Origin of the sequence: Photobacterium sp. 53610, from assembly GCF_036409375.1 — a bacterium.
Taxonomy (GTDB): domain Bacteria; phylum Pseudomonadota; class Gammaproteobacteria; order Enterobacterales; family Vibrionaceae; genus Photobacterium.
Genome location: NZ_JAXOFS010000010.1, coordinates 12,597 through 31,781 on the forward strand (window position 1 = coordinate 12,597; position 19,185 = coordinate 31,781).

A 19,185-nucleotide genomic window follows, 5' to 3' on the forward strand; every position below is an offset into this window, starting at 1 on the left:
ACAATTTGGTATGGAGTTTTTGATTAAACTCGGTACGCAAAAAAATAAAAGTCGGTGAATAGCGCAGTTTGGTAGCGCATCTGGTTTGGGACCAGAGGGTCGGGGGTTCGAATCCCTCTTCACCGACCACTTTTCAGTTCAGAAGATTAGGTTCTTCTGCTCGCACCATCTTGATGGTGGCTATAGCTCAGTTGGTAGAGCCCCGGATTGTGATTCCGGTTGTCGCGAGTTCAAGTCTCGTTAGCCACCCCATATTTCGGTGAATAGCGCAGTTTGGTAGCGCATCTGGTTTGGGACCAGAGGGTCGGGGGTTCGAATCCCTCTTCACCGACCACTTTCGAAAGCCCGCTCAATGAGCGGGCTTTTTTGTATCTGTTGTTTTCCGATGGGCGGTATTTTCTGATGTACGGGACTCGCTGACTTTACTGGTCAGGTACGAAGTCTACTGTGTGAAAATGCCCGCTGCGCTTCCTCTCACGCTACCATGCCTTTTGAAAACCCGCTGATTGAACGTTTTTTTGTACCTGCTTTGAATACAAAACATCTGTGCCTTGCTGATTGAACCGGGGTAATCGCCATATGGAGGTGATGACTATCTTGTTTTGTTCTCTTTTTGCCTGTCCTTCTTTCTTCTGTCGTTTGTTCTTCGTCGCTTTGGGGTTCTCTTGGATCGGGATATGCCAGTCACAGTTTTTTATTCATGTTTTTCTGTGCTGTCAGGGCCTTAGATGTCGGTGTGAAATTTTGGGAGTGGCTATTTTTGTGGCGGCTTATACCAGTCTTTCTCGAAGCTCTGGTCTAACGTCTGGGTATGTTAATGACATGTTTAACAATGTGTGGTTTTTTATTCAGGGTGTCGTGGTGGTTGATGTCGCATAAATATGCGTATTTTTATGTGCGATATCGATTTTGTTCTATGTTTAGCTAGGTTTATCGTAGTGAATTTCTAGGTTGTATGTTTATTTTTAGCTATGCAACTAGTGATTATTTATGCTTGTTTTGTGCTGTAGTACAGTTTTGTAGCATGAAATGTTGATTTTTCGTGAAATGTTTGCCAGATTGATGGCACTTAACGTGGCCGGTTTTTTAATTGGCGCATTTGAATGGAAGCAATTGCAGGCGGGCAGGTACACTGCCAGGTTGTTGAGGTCTGAACATGGCATTATTGGAAGTTAAAAACCTTCGTATTGAATATCCGTCACGTCACGGTGTCCACGCTGCGGTCAAGTCGCTGTCATTTACGATTGATCGCGGTGAAATTGTTGGCGTGGTGGGTGAGTCCGGGGCGGGTAAGTCGACCGTGGGGAATGCCGTGATCGATCTGCTGAGCCCTCCGGGTAAAATTGCCAGCGGCGATGTCTACCTCGATGGCGAGAAGATTTCAGGTCTGAGCCCTGAAGCCATGCGTCGGGTCCGTGGTGCCAAAATCGGTTTCATTTTTCAGGACCCGATGACCTCTCTGAACCCGTTATTCACGGTAGAGCGCCAGCTGACGGAAACAATCATTACCAACCTCAAAGTCAGCAAAGAAGAGGCTGTGCGCCGCGCTATCAAGCTGATGGAGCAGGTGGGTATTCCGCAACCTGAAGTTCGTATCAAACAGTATCCGCACCAGTTTTCCGGCGGGATGCGTCAGCGGGTGGTGATTGCCATTGCGCTTGCTGGTGAACCGGACCTGATTATTGCCGATGAACCGACGACGGCACTGGATGTGTCGATTCAGGATCAGATTCTGAATCTGATCCGTGAGCTGTGCGTGAAGAAAAATGTGGGCTGTATGCTGGTCACGCACGATATGGGCGTGGTCTCGAATGTCACGGACCGTGTCGCTGTGATGTACCGGGGTGATCTGGTTGAAATTGGTCCGACAGCACAAGTGCTGGGTCATCCGAACCATCCGTACACCAAAAGCCTGATTTCTGCAGTACCGCGCTCGGATATCAAACTCGACCGCTTCCCGCTGGTGAATTATATCGAAGAAGCCGGTGAAACGACTCAGCTGGACGTGAAAAATCACTGGCTGGGACAGAGCGAAGACCAGCGTAAGTACACGGGAGCGCTGCTTCAGGTGGAAAACGTCAATCTGCGTTTTGTGACCAAAGATTCTTTCTTCGAAAGCCGCCGGGAGTATGTTCAGGCGTCCAATAATGTCAGCTTTGAAGTCTTTGAAGGGGAAACCTTTGGTCTGGTGGGTGAGTCAGGTTCCGGTAAATCGACCATTGCCCGGGTGATTGCCGGTTTGTATCCGCCGAATTCGGGCAAAGTCGTGTTTGAGGGCATTGACCTGACCGCGCTGAAAAATGAGAACGAACGTCGCCCATTGCGTCGTCAGATGCAGATGGTGTTCCAGAACCCGTATTCGTCCATGAACCCGCGGATGAAGATTTTCGATATTATTGCCGAGCCGATCCGTTTCCATAAACTGGCGGACAGCGAAGGCCAGGTGCGGCAGATTGTCGCGGACCTGCTGGATCATGTCGGTCTGGGCCGCGCATCGGGCGTGAAGTATCCCCATGAATTCTCAGGCGGTCAGCGTCAGCGGATTTCAATTGCCCGTGCACTGGCAACTCGTCCGCGCCTGCTGATTTGCGACGAACCAACCTCAGCGCTGGATGTTTCGGTGCAGGCTCAAATCCTGAACCTGCTGAAAGATCTGCAGGATGAACTGAACCTGACGATGTTGTTTATCAGTCACGACCTGCCGGTGATCCGCCAGATGTGTGACCGTATTGGTGTGATGCAGAAAGGGACTCTGCTGGAGGTAGCTCCGACAGAGCAGCTGTTTACATCGCCACAGCATGAGTACAGTCAGCAATTGATTTCGCTGATGCCTGAATTTAAGGGAATGAGTCAGGAAGGTCTGAAGCTGGCCTGACAGTTATTCAGTTTGCCCGCCGGCCGCTAATGTAGCGGCCGGCATGGCTCTGTTTCGGGAGCCGGGCTTTTGTTGCTTACCTAAATCAATAATAAGCAAACATAACCATCTGGGAGTTCACTCCCTGCATAAAGGAGCTATGCGAATGAAAACCTTCAAGAGCAAGTTAGCCGTTGCTTTAATGGCTGCTGGTCTGAGCTTCGGTGCTGCCGCCGCGAATCTGAATCTGGCTTATGATGCGGACCCAGTGTCTATGGACCCGCATGAGCAACTGTCCGGCGGTACGCTGCAACTTTCTCACATGACTTTTGATCCACTGATCCGTTTTACTCAGTCGATGGAATTCGAACCGCGCCTGGCAACATCCTGGGAGCGTGTAAACGACACCACCATGCGTTTCAAGCTGCGTGAAGGCGTGAAATTCCACTCCGGGAATGACTTTACCGCAGATGACGTTGTCTGGACTTTCAATCGTCTGAAAACTTCGGCCGACTTCAAAGGGATTTTTACCCCGATCGTGGAAATCAAGAAAGTCGATGCACACACAGTGGACGTGGTGACGGATGGGACTTATCCATTGATCGAAAACGTGATGACGTATGTTTTCCCAATGGACAGCAAGTTCTACACCGGTAAAACCGCAGATGGAAAAGACAAAGCTGAGCTGAAGAAAAACGGTTCGACCTTTGCCTCAACGCATATTTCAGGGACCGGTCCTTTCAAAGTGGTCAGCCGCGAACAGGGCGTGAAAGTTGAGTTTGAGCGTTATGCCGATTACTGGGACAAAGACAGTGAAGGCAACGTCGACCACATCACCCTGCGTCCAATCAAAGAAGATGCGACCCGGGTTGCAGCCCTGCTGTCTGGCGACGTAGACATGATTGCGCCGGTATCGCCAAACGATTATCAGCGTATCCAGAGCAACAACAAGCTGGATCTGGTGACCATGCCGGGTACCCGTGTGATTACGTTCCAGATGAACCAGAAAGTTGCAGAGCCGCTGCGTGATGCCCGTGTTCGTCAGGCCATTGTTTATGCCGTAAACAATGAAGGGATCGCGAAGAAAATCATGAAAGGTTCGGCAACGCCTGCGGCTCAGCAGAGCCCGGTGGGTTATGCGGGCTACAATGAGTCTCTGAAACCGCGTTATGACCTTAAAAAAGCCCAGCAGCTGATGAAAGAAGCCGGTTATGAAAATGGCTTCTCGATTACGATGATTGCGCCGAACAACCGTTATGTGAACGACGAGAAAGTCGCTCAGGCTGTGGCGGCGATGCTGGCGAAAATCAAGATCAAAGTCGACCTGCAAACCATGCCGAAGGCGCAATACTGGCCTGAGTTTGATAAGTGTGAAGCAGGAATGCTGATGATCGGCTGGCACCCGGATACAGAAGATTCAGCGAACTTTACTGAGTTCCTGACCATGACACGAAATGCTGAAACCGGTAAAGGTCAGTACAACTGCGGTCATTACTCAAACTCAGAAGTGGATAAACTGGTCGAAGCGGCAAACACCGAGACAGATCTGGAAAAACGCAGCGCAATGCTGAAGAAAGTTGAAGAGATTCTGTATAACGATGCTGCCTTTGTCCCTCTGTACTGGCAGGACCCATCCTGGGCAGCCAAGAAGAATGTGGACATCAAACCGATTGTGAATGGTATGGACACCCCGTTCCTGGGCGATCTGGTGATCAAGTAATCCCCTCCGTAACTCAGGCTCCGGCATCAGCCGGGGCCTCCTTATGGAAGTCGAAAGAGGCAAGGAATGTTTACGTTTTTGGTCAAGCGCCTGGTGCAGGCACTGGTAGTGATGTTTGTGATCAGTCTGGTGGCGTTTGCTATCCAGGACAATTTAGGCGACCCGCTGCGTGAGCTGGTGGGGCAGTCTGTGTCGGAAGCCGAGCGTGATGCGCTGCGGACTGAAATGGGCCTCAATGATCCCTTTATGGTGAAGTATGGACGCTTTATTTCAAAAGCCGTACACGGGGATTTAGGCAACTCTTATTTCTTTAAGCGTCCTGTGGTGGACGTCATCCTCGATAAACTGGTAGCAACCCTGGAGCTGGTGTTTGCTGCGTCATTAATTATTGTGGTGGTCTCAATCCCGCTTGGGGTCTATTCGGCCATACATCCGAACAGCGCCCTGACGAAAGTGATCATGGGCTTCAGTATCGTGGGGATATCGGTCCCGGTGTTCCTGACGGCCATTATGCTGATGTATGTTTTCTCGATTGAACTAGGCTGGCTGCCTTCATTCGGACGGGGTGAAACGGCGAACCTGCTGGGATGGAACTCCGGTTTCTTTACCCTGGATGGTTTGGCGCACCTGATCCTGCCGAGTATCTCGCTGGCCTCGATTATGCTGCCGCTCTTTATCCGTCTGGTCCGTTCTGAAATGCTGGAAGCGCTGAGTACCGAGTACGTGAAATTTGCCCGTGCCAAGGGTCTGGCGCAAAACAAGGTGTACTATCAGCACGCGCTGAAAAACACCATGCTGCCGGTCATCACTGTCGGCGGTGTCCAGATTGGTACCATGGTGGCTTACACCATTCTGACGGAAACGGTGTTCCAGTGGCCGGGCACAGGCTTCCTGTTCCTGGAAGCGGTCAACCGGGTTGATACGCCGTTGATTACTGCCTACGTCATCTTTGTGGGTCTGATTTTCGTGGTGACCAACACCCTGGTCGACCTGTTGTATGGTCTGATCAACCCAACTGTGAACCTGACTGGCAAAGGAGCGTAATCATGACGACTAAGACGACCGACGCGCCTTCACGCTGGCAGCGTTTTATGCACTCGGATTTCATTTATTTCTTTAAGAAAGACAAAGTGGCAATGGGCAGCTTTGCGGTGTTCATGCTCTTTGTGCTGGCGGCTGTATTTGCCCCATTGATTTCGCCGACGAATCCGTACGATCTGAACAGTATCGACATTATGGATGCCGAGCTGGCGCCGTCCTGGATGGACATGGGGGATGCCCGCTTCCTGCTTGGGACCGACGATCAGGGCCGCGATATTCTGTCGACCATTATGTATGGCTTGCGGATCTCACTGGCGATTGGCCTGTTTGCTGTCGCACTGCAGCTGTTTATCGGCATTATCGTCGGCCTGTGTGCCGGTTACTTTGGCGGCCGGATTGACAGTTTCCTGATGCGGATTGCGGATGTTCAGCTGTCGTTCTCAACCATGATGGTGGCCATCATTGTCTCGGCGATTTTCAAAGCCAGTTTCGGCAGTGATTTCTACAGCCAGTACGCGATTGTGATGCTGGTGGTGATCATCGGGATTGCGGAATGGCCGCAGTATGCGCGGACTGTTCGTGCATCGGTTCTGGCCGAGAAGAAGAAAGAGTACGTGGAAGCGTCTCGGGTGATGGGCCTGAAATCGCCGCGTATCATGTTCCGTCATATTCTGCCGAACTGTCTGTCACCTATTTTGGTGATTTCCACGGTTCAAGTGGCAAATGCCATCATGTCGGAAGCGGCGCTGTCCTTCCTGGGACTGGGCATGCCGGTGGATCAGCCATCGCTGGGTTCCTTAATCAGCATCGGCTTCAACTACATCTTCTCCGGCTCCTGGTGGATTACGGCCTTCCCTGGCATTGTGCTGGTGACGCTGGTTCTGGTGATTAACCTGCTGGGTGACTGGCTGCGGGATGTTTTCAACCCGAAAGTTTACAAAGGCTAAACTTTACCTCCGATTTTTCCTTCCTCCAGCCCCTGCTCAGCAGGGGCTTTTTTATACCGGTCGTTTCGTCGGACTGGCTTCTTCTGGCTGCTGAAACAGCTTTCAGTTTCTCTGGGTTTGGGTACGACGACAGCATTGGTGTCACCGTATCAAATTGAGCTTCCCTGGAAGCGGATGTATTTGTTGAATCGGCAAGGCGTACGTATCTGCGGACTCAGAGTATCAGGGCGTTGCCTGAGCAAGCCGGTACGGGCTTAAAAGCATCAGTGCGCTATATCCATCATCGTACAGGCGTTCGTCGGATGGATGGAACAGGATTCATGCATTGGAAGACAGGTCTAAGGACTGGGATATGAGAAGAAGTTTCCGAGCGAAGGGGCAACAGTTTGCCCGGCATCGGTGATTGAACTGGATACATGAGTTGTAGCCTGCAGTGCGGTGTGACAGAAGCTGTGAGGTTCGACTAAATGGCTGATGAAAAGGTAAGATGCTGGGCAGGGAAATAGGAGGGGCAACTGTTGATCCGTTGGGCGCTACCCAGCTTGTGGCGCCATGGGAACGCAACCCGTAAGCTGCAATGACGGGTGCAGGGCATAAAAAAAGCGGCTGAGGTCAGCCGCTTTTGATGTGTTCTGAAGTCCGGGTCTGATTAGAAAATCAGGTGTGCCATCAGTGCGATAACCGGCAGGGTAACCAGGGTCCGCAGGATGAAAATGGCGAACAGTTCCCAGGCTTTGACCGGGATCTTACTGCCCAGCAGCAGAGCACCGATTTCAGACATATAAATCAGCTGGGTGACCGACAGGGCGGCAATCACAAAGCGCGTCAGATCGCTCTGGATATCGGCTGCCAGAATTGCAGGCAGGAACATGTCCGCAAAGCCAACCACAATCGTTTTTGAGGCTTCAGCCGCTTCAGGAATTTGCAGCAGTTCCAGCAGCGGGATGAATGGTTTGCCCAGCCAGTTGAAGACAGGAGTGTACTCAGCAATCACCAGTGCCAGCGTACCAATCGCCATGACCACAGGCAGAACGCCGAAGACCATATCAACCGCTGCTTTCACACCATCATTGACCACTTTGCGCATGCTGGTGACTTTCTCGGCACGCTCAAACGCTTTTTCCAGGCCGTAGCTCATCACCGTGTGGCCGTCTGGCAGCGCATCCATGTTTTCCGGTGCAGCGGTTCCGCACACGTATTCATCACGCTTGCGGCTCAGTGGCGGTAAACGTGGCACAACAATCGCTGCAACTACACCGGCCAGACAGACCGTGGCATAGAATGGCAGGAACATGTGCTCCAGTTTCACCTGTGCAATGACCACCAGACTGAAGGTAATGGAGACGGCGGAGAAGGTAGTTCCGATCACGGCCGCTTCACGCTTGGTATAAAAGCCTTCTTCATACTGTTTGCTGGTCAGCAGTACACCCACACTGCCGTCCGCCAGCCAGGAAGCCATACAGTCGATGGCTGAACGGCCTGGCAGCTTAAAGAGCGGACGCATGATTTTGGTCAGCATCGCACCGAAAAATTCCAGCAGACCGAAGTTGGTCAGCAGCGGCAGGAAGAAACCTGCACACAGGAATACAGCAAAGAGAACCGGCAGCAGGTCGTTCAGGACCAGACCGCCTGTATTGCCATTGTAAATCTCAGCCGGACCGACTTCGAAGAACGTCAGGTTCGCAAAGACTGCACCCATTAATTGAACGATGAACCAAGGCAGGCTTGGTTTAAACAGGTTGGCAAGAAAAGGTTTGCGTTCAATAAAGCGAGGCTTGGTCAGGCGGACCAAGACTGAGCACAATGCTGTCATGGTAATGACGGTTGTGACAATCGCCGTCAGGCTGCCTTCAAACAGGCTCTGAATGGCTTTGGCCATCAGGGCAATCGGGATCGTAATTTCGCCATTGATACTGAGAGGCGCCATAAAGAGCAGGACACCAATGAGAGACGGCAGAATAAACATGAGCCAAGGCGCTTTATGAGTTTTTGCGCCAGTTATCACTTGTTCTGACATAATTGACCTTTAAGTAACTGATACAACGTGTTTTTATGATGGCTAAGTGAATGGGGCCAGCATGAACATGCAGTTATTGGTAATATTATTCAAACGCAGGTTACATTTTTTATTGCTGCAATGGAATACTTTGCTGAAAGGATCGTCTAATTATTCATTGTAAATTAGAGGTTATGATAAGTAACTCACGTTTAACAACGATAGATCTTGCATTACATTCTGCTGTTGTGTTGTTGCTCAATAAGTTTTTGGGACAACCTCACTGTCCGGGATTTTGTCATTGTTTAGCAGGCTTCTGCTTATATAATGACCTCTCTTTATTACTTTTTTGACATACTCACAGCAAGTAGTTACCAGACATGATGAAAATACAATTGCAGGGACTTTCACTGGCTGTTGCGGCAGCACTTTCAGTGAGCACTTTTTCGAGTCAGGCCGCTGTTAACGGAGCTGACGCACGAAGTGTTGGGATGGGAGGCACGGGGGTTGCTTCAGCGAGTTATCTGACCGCTGGCTTTTATAACCCGGCGCTGGTTGCCCATTACAAACAGAACGATGATTTTGGCGTGCTTCTGCCAGCTGTTGGGATCAGCGTGCATGATCCGGATGACTTGAATCAGAAAGTGGACGATTTCCAGAAAGTGAATGATCAGCTGGAAGCGGCCATTAATAGCAGCAACGGTTCACCGGTCTCAGACGCTCTGGTCGATGAGTGGAAAGCAGCACTGATGGCAATGGATGAAGGGAAGCTGAAAGCTGATATCAGTGTCGGTGCAGCCGTGGCGGTTCCGAACCGTTATCTGAGCATGAGCCTCTTTACACAGGCGCAGATTGTCAGTCTGGCAAAAGCGAATATCGACCCGGCTGATCTGGCTGGCGTGGACGGTTCGAACCCGCCGGATATGGATAACCTGCAGTCTGATGTACTGGGTGTTGCCGGTGGTATTGTGGATGTGGGTCTGGCAATGGGTAAGTCGTTTGATTTGCCGATGGTTTCCCTGCCGGAGCAGCGCGTATCTGTCGGGGTATCACCGAAAATTCAGCAACTGATTGCTGTGAGTTTCCAGAACACGGTCAGTCAGTTCGATGACAGTGACTTTGATTTCCAGGAAGAATATCGCGATGACACCGCTTTTAACCTGGATTTCGGTCTGGCTTATCAGCCAATCCCTGCTGTTACGGTGGGCTTCAGCGGCCGCAACCTGTTCAAACAGGAGCTGGAAACCAATACTCCGGTGTCCCCTGCAGGCAAAACTGAGAAGTTTACGGCCAAAACACTGGTGGTTGAGCCGAAGTACACCCTGGGTGTGGCTTACAGCAACAGCTGGTTTACCGCAGCCGCGGATGTCGATCTGAACGAGCAGAAATACTTCAAAGAGTTCGATCTGGCGACTCAGTATGCCCGCTTCGGGATGGAACTGAACGGTTGGGACTGGATACAGATGCGTGCCGGTTACAGCCTGAGTCTGACTGATTCTGCGAAAGACACCATGAGTGCCGGTCTGGGTCTTAGCCCGTTTGGGGTGATGGCGGTTGATCTGGCGCTGCAATATGGTCAGGACAACAACTACGGCGCAGCCCTGCAGTTTGCTTTCACCATGTAAGGTGGCTCTCTGTTCTGAAAAAACCCGTCACAAGTTTGACGGGTTTTTTTTGTAACCAAGAAATTAATTACATGAGAGTGGGTGGTGAATCGTAAAAAGGACAGAAAATAACAACCAAAAAATAAAGCCATGAAATACAACGACAATTTATTGTGTCTTTTTATGCATGAAATTCGATCTCACTGAAATCTTGACTAGTCTCATAGGCAATGGAGAGAGACTTCATTGAAGTAGTAACTTGAGCAACATTCAACGCTTTCTTTATTTACAGTTTCCGGTGTATTTGAAACCACGAGTGGCAGTATCGACGTGCTCTCAAAATGGAAATCATTTTCAGAAACAACAAGGAAACTTCCTATGTCGACAATTCACAAAGTAGAAATCGTTATTGACTGTGAAGCCGTTGAACACGGTGCGCAGGGGTATCAGGCCGTCCAAATGTTTGCTGATTCGGATATTGTGATAGATAACTCGCAAGGTTCTTATGAGTTAAGTATTTTGGTGAATAATGGCGACATTATGCGCTGGGCAGCTTTTCCGAAAGTGATTGAGTCTGAGGATGGCCACCATTATTCAGTGCTGATTGATGCGGAACATGAGTGGAATGACAGCACGCTGATTAAAGACTGGACCGCGTATCAGGGAAATACCCAAGTCTTTGTGTACGAAAGCGATGCGATTCCAATGAGTGATGAAGTACATCTTTCTTATCAACGCCAAACAGCTTACCAGCCATATGTTCAGGCTGAAGCGACGTTGCCAGGTCGTCCAAATCCAGGGGCAAAACAAAAAGCCGCGTATACATTCTGGGTTAAGGTCTTTAAAGATGATACATGTATCGCCGAAATTAACTGGGACCCTTATGTCACCGCGGTTCAGCCTTAATGTGTCTGGTCCGGAGGCTTTCTCTCAGGTGATATGTGGGTGCTCTGGAGATGCGTGAGCAGGGTTTGTAAGCAACATACCTGTTGGGAAGCAGCGAAAAAAGCCAGAGGAATAACCTCTGGCTTTTTGTTTTGCAGCGGAGAGATTACTCGTTGTTGCCCTGACCGGTCAGGCCGTTTTCATAACCACCACTGCAGCAATGACGACAAAGATGCCGGTCCATCCCAGCGGCGTCAGCCGTTGTTTGAATAGCACCGAACCGCCGATGGCTGTGCCCAGAATTCCGATGGCACCCCATGACGCATAAGCAACCGCCAGATCAATCTCTCTGACAGCCTGGGCCAGCAGGGTAAATGCAGTGAGGACCAGCACAATAGAAGTGGCTCCCCAAATCCGGTGTTTGAATCCGTCGGAGCGGGTGAGCGCCATATTGGCTGCAATATCCACGACAGCTGCCAGCACAACAAAGCCAAATGACAGAGTAAAAAACTGATTCATGACCAACTCCCTGAGGACGTGTGAGACTGAGGGCGTTCTTCGGCGATGGCCTTGTCTGAACTCTGTTGTTGCTCGCCCAGCGTGACCATCACAATCCCTACCACCGCCAGGCCCAGTCCAAGCAGTTCCTGCGGATTTAAATCGGCGTCAAACAGCAGTAGGGATGCCAGCGTGATCAGTGCGATTCCCAGCCCCTCCCACACGGCATACGCTACGCCAATCGCAATTTTCTTGGCAGCTAAAGAGAGAAAGTAATAGGACACAGTGATCAGCAAATACATGACTCCGTAGCCCCAGAGTGAGTGTTGCTGACCAATGAAAGTCATCGTGCTGGTGCCGGCGACCTCAGAGGTAATTGCCAGCAGCAGAAAGATTCGTGCAATAAACATGCTATACCTGCCAATGAATGAACATAAATGGATAGCAAAGGATTGCCGGGTCATAAGGCTGGTCGAGACAAAGAAAAGTCTGAGGTATGAATGACGGGCAATGCTTTGCAATACAAGGCAAGGTTAGCTGTTGGTCTGTCGGGTGGACAGGTATATGAGATATTCAATTATGAATATCACTTTGGTCGGCTGGGTCCGGCCTGAAAGCATTTCTTTATCACACGATGCAAATGCTGATGGAGCGGGTGATTGCGGTTGGACTGTAAGAATCCACCGGAAATCACAAAATCACTGAATTCGCGGTTAACCGTCGGCATCGGGTAGGCGGCCAGTTCAGGAAACAACCGGATGGTGCTCTGACTCGAGTACATAATGGCGTCGGTATCCAGCAGCATCTGTGCCGCGACCCGCAGGTTATAGGTTTTCAGCAGAACATTTGGCTGATAGCCCATACGCTGATATTCCGATTCGACGGTACACAGCGGGTTGTATGAGGCGGGCGCGGGCAGGGAAATGATGGGCAACTGAGCGACAGTTTCCCATTCGTTGACGTCTTTATGTTGCGATAATGTTGGGTGGTACTTCCGTGCCACAATCATCCGCTTTTCCGTAAAGAGTGGCCGCATATAGAGATCTTTCGGCAGCTCGGTCTCCTGATCCAAAATGCAGTAATCATGCTGACCTTCAAGCATTTCGTCCTGACTGTAGCTGTTCCAGTTGGAAAAGGTAAAAGTCGCCTTTGGAAATGCCTGATGGCAGACGCGCAACAATTGCTGACCTTGTTCGTCCAGCAGGTAGGGGTCAATCACCAGTGACAAATGGCCGTCGTATGCCCCTGCACTGAAGTCTTCAAACTCTTTCAGCACTTTATCGATGGGGGCCAGAATGTTGTCAAATTCTTCCGCCAGCCGTAATGCCATGGGAGAAGGCTCTACGCCGTGCGGTTTACGCACAAACAAAGGGTCGTTCAGCGTCGCTTTTAAGCGTGCAATGCCCCGGCTGGCACTGGGTTGCGACATGCCCAGATGCATCGCAGCAACTTTAATACTTCGATGGTCGACCACGGCTTTGAGTAAGCGCATGAGATTGAGATCCAGTGCATCGAGCTGATGGGCCATGGTTTTGCCTGCAAGTGATTGTCCGGGGAGAATGTCAGTGATTGTAATCTGCCGGGCGGATCAGGTCACGACCCGGCCCGGTTTGTTTTTCTGAGACGGGAGGCGCGGAGAAAGGTCTGAGAAACAATTCACCCCGGGAAGAATAATAAAGACGAACCATTTTATTCTGTGAAATAAAAAAGGAGATGCATAAACAAAATGAGATTGAGTGATTTTATGTTTTATATTTATTCAATTATTTTTATATCGATCTGAAAAATATTCGTCTGTTAAAGTCAATTTTTTATTTTTGTTCGGTCTGGATGTTTTCTGGTTTTCGGCTGTGAATCACGCTTTCAAATGAATAAGCGGCTATACATAGGTTTTGATATACAAATGGGGCGGCAGAGAAGAAGAGGGCTGGTTTTAATCTCTGTCTGTGCATTTTTGCGAAATCTTTCAGGTGCTTATTATGGCTAGGACTGTGTTGGATGGGTTTTATCAGCAATTATCTGAAAATAAATATAAAACAGCGGTGGTGTATCAAAATCAGCAGCTCACCTTTCAGCAGCTTCATGAATTCAGTGATCAGCTTTGTTACTTTTTAAAAGCAAAAGGCGTGCGAGCCGGTCAGATGCTTCCCATTATTGCGCAGCGAACGCCCAATTTAATCATTGGTATTCTGGCTGTCATGAAAGCGGGGGCAAGTTATATTCCGGTGGATGCCTCTTATCCGCAACGGCGAATTCAGGATATTCTTGAACAGGTGAATGCAACCGTTGTTCTGACCACGAATTTATTTTCAGAATTGACGTCAGACTTTGTGCCTTACTGTTTCATCAATATAGAAACAGCAAAAGAAATGATGAGTCAGGAACACGGGAAAAGTGACATCAGCCCGGATGATCTGGCTTATATCATTTTCACTTCAGGTACCACAGGCAGTCCGAAAGGTGTGATGATCCCACATTCGGCTTTACAGAATGTGGTTGCCTGGCATAACACGCATTTTGACATGACGGCAGCCGTCCGGATGCCATGGATTGCCGGGATCAGCTTCGATGTGTCTCAGTGGGAAATTTGGTCGGCACTGACTTCCGGGACGACCCTGTTTATTCCGGAGCCGGCGATTCGTCAGCAGCCTGATCAGTTGTTGCAGTTTTTCGCGGATCAGCAAATCACGCATGCTTTTGTGCCGACGGTCTATATCGAGGCGATCGTTTCGCAGCCTCAGCCAGAGCATCTGGTGCTGCGTTATCTGTTTACGGCCGGTGAAAAACTCAGTCCGGTGGATTTATCCGGGGTGAATTACACCCTGATTGATTATTACGGTCCGACAGAAGCGACAATTTTTGCAACCTGCCAGCAGGTGCCGTGCCGCAGTTTGCAACAGCCGGAGTCAATTGGCCGGCCGATCGCAGGCGCTGAAGTTTTCATTCTCGACACCGACCAACAGGAAGTCAAAGCCGGTCAGTCGGGAGAGCTTTGCATTGCCGGTCCCGGTTTGGCCGCGGGTTACCTGAATGCACCTGGACTGACCGCAGAGAAGTTTGTCCGGCTGCCCCGGGTGTCCGATCAGCGGCTGTACCGCAGCGGCGACCGGGCACGCATGTTGCCGGATGGACGGATTCAGTATCTAGGCCGGCTGGATGATCAGGTCAAAATCCGTGGCAACCGGATTGAACTGGGCGAGCTGGAAGGGGTGATTAAGGAGCTGGAAGAGGTCAAACAGGCGGTTGCCCTAGTTGCCCATGCTGGTAATCCCGCTCTGAAGAAAATCCTGGTGTTTCTGCTTGCCGACACTAAAGAGAGTCCCGCGCTGATTGCCTTGGTCCGGCAACAGATTGACAAGTCGCTGCCTGAATATTTTCAGCCTGCCGCGATTGTACCGGTCATGCATTTCCCGTTGACTTCCAATGGCAAAATCGACAAGCAACAACTGCTGAATCAATACCTCGCACAACTGGAACAAGCAGAGGCTAACACGTCTCATCTGTCTGAGGCGGAGGCTCAGATTGCTGCGATCTGGTGCGAACTGCTTGGGAACCGGACGTTTTTGTCCGGCGATGCTTTTCTGGATGTCGGGGGCGACTCTTTACAGGCCGTGCAGCTGGCGACGCTGATCAGCAACCGGCTGGGGGTTCAGACCTACGTCAGGGATATCTACGATTTTCCGACCTTACAGCAGCTGGCACATGCTATGGCCCGCAGAGCAGGCGCCACACCATCGGAAGTGGACAGCGAGCCCGTCCGTGAACTGCATCAGGACGTGAAATTGCCATCGGATGTGCAGATCAATCCGACGTTTGAGCTGAAGCAGATCACCGCACCTCAGAGCATCCTGCTGACCGGAGCGACGGGTTTTGTCGGCTCTCATCTGCTGGCGGAATTGCTGCGCACGACCGCCAGTCAGATTGTTTGTCTGGTGCGGGCGACGTCCGCTGAAACTGCGATGGCCCGGCTGCTCTCTGTCCTGACGCAGTACCGGATCGAACTGACAGAACCACAGCGACGGCGGATTCAGGCTGTTGCGGGTGATCTGGCTGAACCTGATTTCTCAATGGACTCAGAGCAATATCAAGCTTTCTGTCAGCAGGTGGATCTGGTGTATCACTCGGCCAGTGCCGTGAATTTCATCCAGCCGTATTCTTACATGAGGCATGACAATGTGCAGGGGCTGAAAGAAGTCATCCGGTTTGCATCGAGCGTAAGAACCAAGCCTCTGATTTTGCTGTCGACGGTTTCGGTTTACAGCTGGGGACACCTATTCACCGGCAAAACCGTGATGTATGAAGCGGATGACATCGACCAGAACCTGCCGGCTGTGGCGAAGGATATCGGTTATGTGCGCAGTAAATGGGTGATGGAAAAGGTCGCTGATCTGGCCGCGGCACAGGGACTGCCGCTAATGACCTTCCGGCTGGGTTATGCGACGACGCACAGCCAAACCGGGGTGACTGCAGATTATCAGTGGTGGGGACGCTTGGTGAAAACCTGTCTGAAGACCGGTTGTGTGCCGGATTTGAGAGATTTTCATGAGGGCCTGACCACGGTGGATTACATGGCCGCTGTCATTGCACATATCAGCCGGAACCCGGAAGCACTGTCGCTGAAGTTTAATCTGGTTCATGAAGCAACGAACAACCTGAAGCTTCCGGAATTCTTTCGTCGTTTGGGGAAAGCCTGCGGCACCGATTTTCAGGTCTTGCCTTACCGGAGCTGGCTGGCGTTGTGGGAATCGGAACCTGGGATGCCGCTCTATCCGCTGCTCAGCATGTTCAAAGATCGGGTGTATCAGGGACAGTCGACGGTTGAGCTGTATCAGAAAACCTATCAGTGGGACTGCCGCAACGTGAAGTGTTTCCTGCAAGGCAGCCACATTCAGGAACCGGTTTTTAACCAGGCGTTGCTCAGGCGTTATCTGGAACAGTCGATTCGGGCAGAGACAGCAGACTTGTCTTTGGCGTAATGTCAGCTTTGTTTGTTCGTTCAGACATGTTTGATGGCAATTGAGACATGGTCGAGGGACTGAGCCGATGAAGGTGTGAACGCAGGCCAGTAAAAAGAAAGCTATACACCAAGGACAGTGTATAGCTTTCTTTTTACTTTCAGGCTTTAGTTGCTGGAAGCGCCTATTAACGCATGGTTACAAACTCTTCCGAACCGGTTGGGTGGATGGCAACCACGCTGTCGAAGTCGGCTTTGGTTGCGCCCATCTTCATGGCGACGCCGAAGCCCTGGATCATTTCATCGACGGTGTAGCCGATGCCGTGCAGGCCGACCACAGTTTCTTCCGGACCGGCACAGACCAGTTTCATCTTACATGGCTGGCGGTTGCTGGTAACGGCGGTGTACATGGCGGTGAAGCCGGATTTGTACACTTTCACGTTGTCTTCGCCGTACTGAGCGATGGCTTCCGGCTCGGTCAGGCCGATGGTGCCGATTGGCGGGTGACTGAACACCACGGTTGGCACCAGCTTGTAATCCATCTTGGCGTCCGGCTTGTTGTTAAACAGTCGCTCAGACAGCTGACGGCCTGCTTTGACAGCCACCGGCGTCAGCTCGATACCGCCTTCCATGATGTCGCCCACGCAGTAGATGCCCGGCACGTTGGTCTGCTGATATTCGTCAACCTTGATGTAGCCTTTGTCAGTGGTTGCGACGCCGGTCGCTTCCAGATTGATCTTGTGGGTAACCGGGTTACGGCCGATGGCCCAGATCAGCAGGTCGGTGTTATGAGACTCGCCGTTTTCGAAGTGCAGGGTGATGCTGCCGTCGGCTTCTTTTACCACTTCTTTTGGCACTGAGTGGGTGTGCAGCGTCGGGCCTTCATTGTTCATCACTTCCACCAGCGTTTCGACAATCATCGGGTCGAAGCTGCGCAGCGGCGATTCTTTACGGACGAACAGGTGGGTGTCGGTGCCCAGCGCATGCAGTACACCGGCGATCTCAACGGCAATGTAGCCAGCACCGATCACGGCGGTACGTTTTGGCTGTGCGTTCAGCTCGAAGAAACCGTTGGAATCGATGCCGTGCTCGGCGCCCGGAATATTCGGAATGGTCGGCTCACCGCCCACGGCGATCAGGATGTGGTCGGCGGTATACTGCTGACCGTTCACTTCGACGGTTTTGGCATCAACGAACTTGGCAAAGCCGTGAATGACTTCAATTTTGTTATTGCCCAGGACGTTTTCATACGCCTGGTGGATACGGCCGATGTAGGCTTCCCGGCTTTCAACCAGGGTAGACCAGTTGAAGTTTTTCACTTCCACATCAAAGCCGTAGTCTTTGGCATACAGATGCATGGCTTCTGCAATCTGAGCGCCGTGCCACATCACTTTTTTCGGCACACAGCCGACGTTGACACAGGTCCCGCCCAGGGCTTTGGCTTCAATCAGCGCGACTTTCGCGCCGTACATTGCTGCGCGGTTTGCCGATGCAATCCCGCCGCTGCCGCCGCCAATACAGATGTAATCAAAATGCGTTGCCATGACTTTTCTCTCTATGCTGTGGAATCTTAGCTGGCGGACAGTGTATACCTAAGTCACCGTCAGATGCTAGGTGCGGCGAAATGGACGCCTGGGATGTGCTTTCAGGGAAAGGAGACCGGTGACCGGATAGTGCGGTTGGTCACCGGTTGGTGTGTGATTGCCGATTACTCCGGCACCACCCAGCGCAGGGTGGTGTGGCCGCGCGTCGGGGCAATCACGGATTGCAGCCAAGGCAGCAGGGTTTCCATCTGGCTTTCCAGCTTCCAGGGCGGGTTGATGACAATCATGCCTGAGGCGGTCATGCCGCGCTCTTCGGTATCTGGCTCAACACCCAGCTCGATTTGCAGGATTTTGCGAATCCCGAGTGCTTCCAGCCCTTCCAGCATGGCGTCGATGTTGCTGCGGTAAACCACCGGATACCAGATGGCATAGGTGCCGTTTGCCCAGCGTTTGACACTTTCGTCAATGGCTTTCACCACGTCCATGTACTCGTGTTTGAGCTCATACGGCGGGTCGATCAGCACCAGTCCGCGACGTTCTTTCGGTGGCAGGCTGGCTTTCAGGCGGGCAAAGCCGTCTTCTTTATAAATGCGGACCTGACGGTCGCCGCGGAATTCCTGCAACAGCAACGGAAAATCGGTCGGGTGCAGCTCAGTCAGTACCATGCGGTCCTGCTCGCGGATTTGTGCCCGGGCCACTTTCGGTGAACCCGGATAGTATCGCAGGGATTCACCTTGATTTAGGACCCGGATTGCATCCAGATAAGAAGCCAGCTCGGCGGGCAGGTCGTCGCGCTGCCACAGGCGGGCAATGCCCTGCAGGAACTCACCGGTTTTCTCGCTGCGCTCGTCCTGCAGATCATAGCGGCCGACCCCGGAATGGGTGTCGTGATAGACAAAGGCTTTGTCCTTTTGCTTGAGGGCATCAAGGATCAGGCTCTGGACGATGTGCTTGAGCACGTCGGCATGGTTGCCAGCGTGGAAACTGTGGCGATAACTCAGCATGGGTCACTCTGTGATAGTCGGTGAAGGGCGCTATTATCGCCGAATCAGTCGGAATATCCAGCGTGTATGTGGCCTGTTCACAAAGCTTGCCACTAAAATAGAGGATGCAGCCCGCCAAAATTGCGCTAAGGGATTGAA

At 51.4% G+C, this 19,185-nt stretch carries 13 protein-coding genes and 3 tRNA genes; 10 read left to right on the forward strand and 6 right to left on the reverse strand.

Annotation, left to right across the window (positions count from 1 at the left end):
• Positions 1-52: 52 nt before the first annotated feature.
• From SPK40_RS18565 to SPK40_RS18595, 7 genes are all read left to right on the forward strand, one after another.
• A tRNA-Pro gene (locus SPK40_RS18565) sits at positions 53-129 on the forward strand.
• A gap of 47 nt (positions 130-176) precedes the next feature.
• Positions 177-252, forward strand: a tRNA-His gene (locus tag SPK40_RS18570).
• A 5-nt stretch (positions 253-257) separates the two neighbouring features.
• Positions 258-334 (forward strand) — tRNA-Pro (locus SPK40_RS18575).
• A gap of 822 nt (positions 335-1,156) precedes the next feature.
• Positions 1,157-2,875: an ABC transporter ATP-binding protein gene (locus SPK40_RS18580; protein WP_330961492.1), complete on the forward strand. Its 1,719-nt coding sequence runs from the start codon at positions 1,157-1,159 to the stop codon at positions 2,873-2,875.
• A gap of 145 nt (positions 2,876-3,020) precedes the next feature.
• The gene (locus SPK40_RS18585) at positions 3,021-4,574 is read left to right on the forward strand and encodes an ABC transporter substrate-binding protein (RefSeq protein WP_248144597.1); all 1,554 of its coding nucleotides are present in this window, start codon (positions 3,021-3,023) and stop codon (positions 4,572-4,574) included.
• Positions 4,575-4,640: 66 nt separating this feature from the next.
• Positions 4,641-5,618, forward strand: a complete 978-nt coding sequence (locus SPK40_RS18590; RefSeq protein ID WP_248144596.1) for an ABC transporter permease — start codon at positions 4,641-4,643, stop codon at positions 5,616-5,618.
• A 2-nt stretch (positions 5,619-5,620) separates the two neighbouring features.
• The gene (locus tag SPK40_RS18595) at positions 5,621-6,562 is read left to right on the forward strand and encodes an ABC transporter permease (protein WP_248144595.1); all 942 of its coding nucleotides are present in this window, start codon (positions 5,621-5,623) and stop codon (positions 6,560-6,562) included.
• Positions 6,563-7,211: 649 nt separating this feature from the next.
• On the opposite strand, the gene SPK40_RS18600 is transcribed toward SPK40_RS18595, so the two are convergent.
• Positions 7,212-8,579, reverse strand: a complete 1,368-nt coding sequence (locus tag SPK40_RS18600; RefSeq protein WP_371929362.1) for a YjiH family protein — start codon at positions 8,577-8,579, stop codon at positions 7,212-7,214.
• A 359-nt stretch (positions 8,580-8,938) separates the two neighbouring features.
• Here SPK40_RS18600 and traF point away from each other — a divergent pair, with 359 nt between their 5' ends.
• Together traF and SPK40_RS18610 are read left to right on the forward strand one after the other, a co-directional pair.
• On the forward strand, positions 8,939-10,183 hold the full coding sequence (gene traF, locus SPK40_RS18605) for a conjugal transfer protein TraF (protein WP_330961493.1): 1,245 nt from the start codon (positions 8,939-8,941) through the stop codon (positions 10,181-10,183).
• Positions 10,184-10,540: 357 nt separating this feature from the next.
• The gene (locus SPK40_RS18610) at positions 10,541-11,068 is read left to right on the forward strand and encodes an AidA/PixA family protein (protein WP_248144593.1); all 528 of its coding nucleotides are present in this window, start codon (positions 10,541-10,543) and stop codon (positions 11,066-11,068) included.
• A 168-nt stretch (positions 11,069-11,236) separates the two neighbouring features.
• On the opposite strand, the gene mdtI is transcribed toward SPK40_RS18610, so the two are convergent.
• From mdtI to SPK40_RS18625, 3 genes are all read right to left on the reverse strand, one after another.
• Positions 11,237-11,566, reverse strand: a complete 330-nt coding sequence (mdtI, locus tag SPK40_RS18615; protein ID WP_248144592.1) for a multidrug/spermidine efflux SMR transporter subunit MdtI — start codon at positions 11,564-11,566, stop codon at positions 11,237-11,239.
• Positions 11,563-11,955 (reverse strand): SMR family transporter, encoded by a 393-nt coding sequence (locus tag SPK40_RS18620; RefSeq protein ID WP_248144591.1) that lies wholly within the window; start codon positions 11,953-11,955, stop codon positions 11,563-11,565. The genes mdtI and SPK40_RS18620 overlap by 4 nt, the downstream gene beginning before the upstream one ends.
• Positions 11,956-12,131: 176 nt before the next feature.
• Positions 12,132-13,073 carry a LysR family transcriptional regulator gene (locus tag SPK40_RS18625; RefSeq protein WP_248144590.1) on the reverse strand — a complete coding sequence of 314 codons (942 nt, stop codon included), beginning with the start codon at positions 13,071-13,073 and terminating at the stop codon, positions 12,132-12,134.
• Between the two features lie 451 nt (positions 13,074-13,524).
• On the opposite strand from SPK40_RS18625, the gene SPK40_RS18630 reads away from it, so the two are divergent.
• Positions 13,525-16,521: an amino acid adenylation domain-containing protein gene (locus SPK40_RS18630; protein WP_330961494.1), complete on the forward strand. Its 2,997-nt coding sequence runs from the start codon at positions 13,525-13,527 to the stop codon at positions 16,519-16,521.
• A gap of 166 nt (positions 16,522-16,687) precedes the next feature.
• On the opposite strand, the gene gorA is transcribed toward SPK40_RS18630, so the two are convergent.
• Positions 16,688-18,043 carry a glutathione-disulfide reductase gene (gorA, locus tag SPK40_RS18635; protein ID WP_248144588.1) on the reverse strand — a complete coding sequence of 452 codons (1,356 nt, stop codon included), beginning with the start codon at positions 18,041-18,043 and terminating at the stop codon, positions 16,688-16,690.
• A gap of 164 nt (positions 18,044-18,207) precedes the next feature.
• A complete protein-coding gene (locus SPK40_RS18640; protein ID WP_248144587.1) occupies positions 18,208-19,047 on the reverse strand; it encodes a 23S rRNA (adenine(2030)-N(6))-methyltransferase RlmJ in 840 nt (279 codons plus the stop codon).
• Between the last annotated feature and the right edge of the window lie 138 nt (positions 19,048-19,185).

Coding starts and splice junctions, on each gene's coding strand:
- SPK40_RS18580 (WP_330961492.1), top strand. CDS start 1,157: ATGGCATTATTGGAAGTTAAAAACCTTCGTATTGAATATCCGTCACGT.
- SPK40_RS18585 (WP_248144597.1), top strand. CDS start 3,021: ATGAAAACCTTCAAGAGCAAGTTAGCCGTTGCTTTAATGGCTGCTGGT.
- SPK40_RS18590 (WP_248144596.1), top strand. CDS start 4,641: ATGTTTACGTTTTTGGTCAAGCGCCTGGTGCAGGCACTGGTAGTGATG.
- SPK40_RS18595 (WP_248144595.1), top strand. CDS start 5,621: ATGACGACTAAGACGACCGACGCGCCTTCACGCTGGCAGCGTTTTATG.
- SPK40_RS18600 (WP_371929362.1), bottom strand. CDS start 8,579: ATGTCAGAACAAGTGATAACTGGCGCAAAAACTCATAAAGCGCCTTGG.
- traF (WP_330961493.1), top strand. CDS start 8,939: ATGATGAAAATACAATTGCAGGGACTTTCACTGGCTGTTGCGGCAGCA.
- SPK40_RS18610 (WP_248144593.1), top strand. CDS start 10,541: ATGTCGACAATTCACAAAGTAGAAATCGTTATTGACTGTGAAGCCGTT.
- mdtI (WP_248144592.1), bottom strand. CDS start 11,566: ATGAATCAGTTTTTTACTCTGTCATTTGGCTTTGTTGTGCTGGCAGCT.
- SPK40_RS18620 (WP_248144591.1), bottom strand. CDS start 11,955: ATGTTTATTGCACGAATCTTTCTGCTGCTGGCAATTACCTCTGAGGTC.
- SPK40_RS18625 (WP_248144590.1), bottom strand. CDS start 13,073: ATGGCCCATCAGCTCGATGCACTGGATCTCAATCTCATGCGCTTACTC.
- SPK40_RS18630 (WP_330961494.1), top strand. CDS start 13,525: ATGGCTAGGACTGTGTTGGATGGGTTTTATCAGCAATTATCTGAAAAT.
- gorA (WP_248144588.1), bottom strand. CDS start 18,043: ATGGCAACGCATTTTGATTACATCTGTATTGGCGGCGGCAGCGGCGGG.
- SPK40_RS18640 (WP_248144587.1), bottom strand. CDS start 19,047: ATGCTGAGTTATCGCCACAGTTTCCACGCTGGCAACCATGCCGACGTG.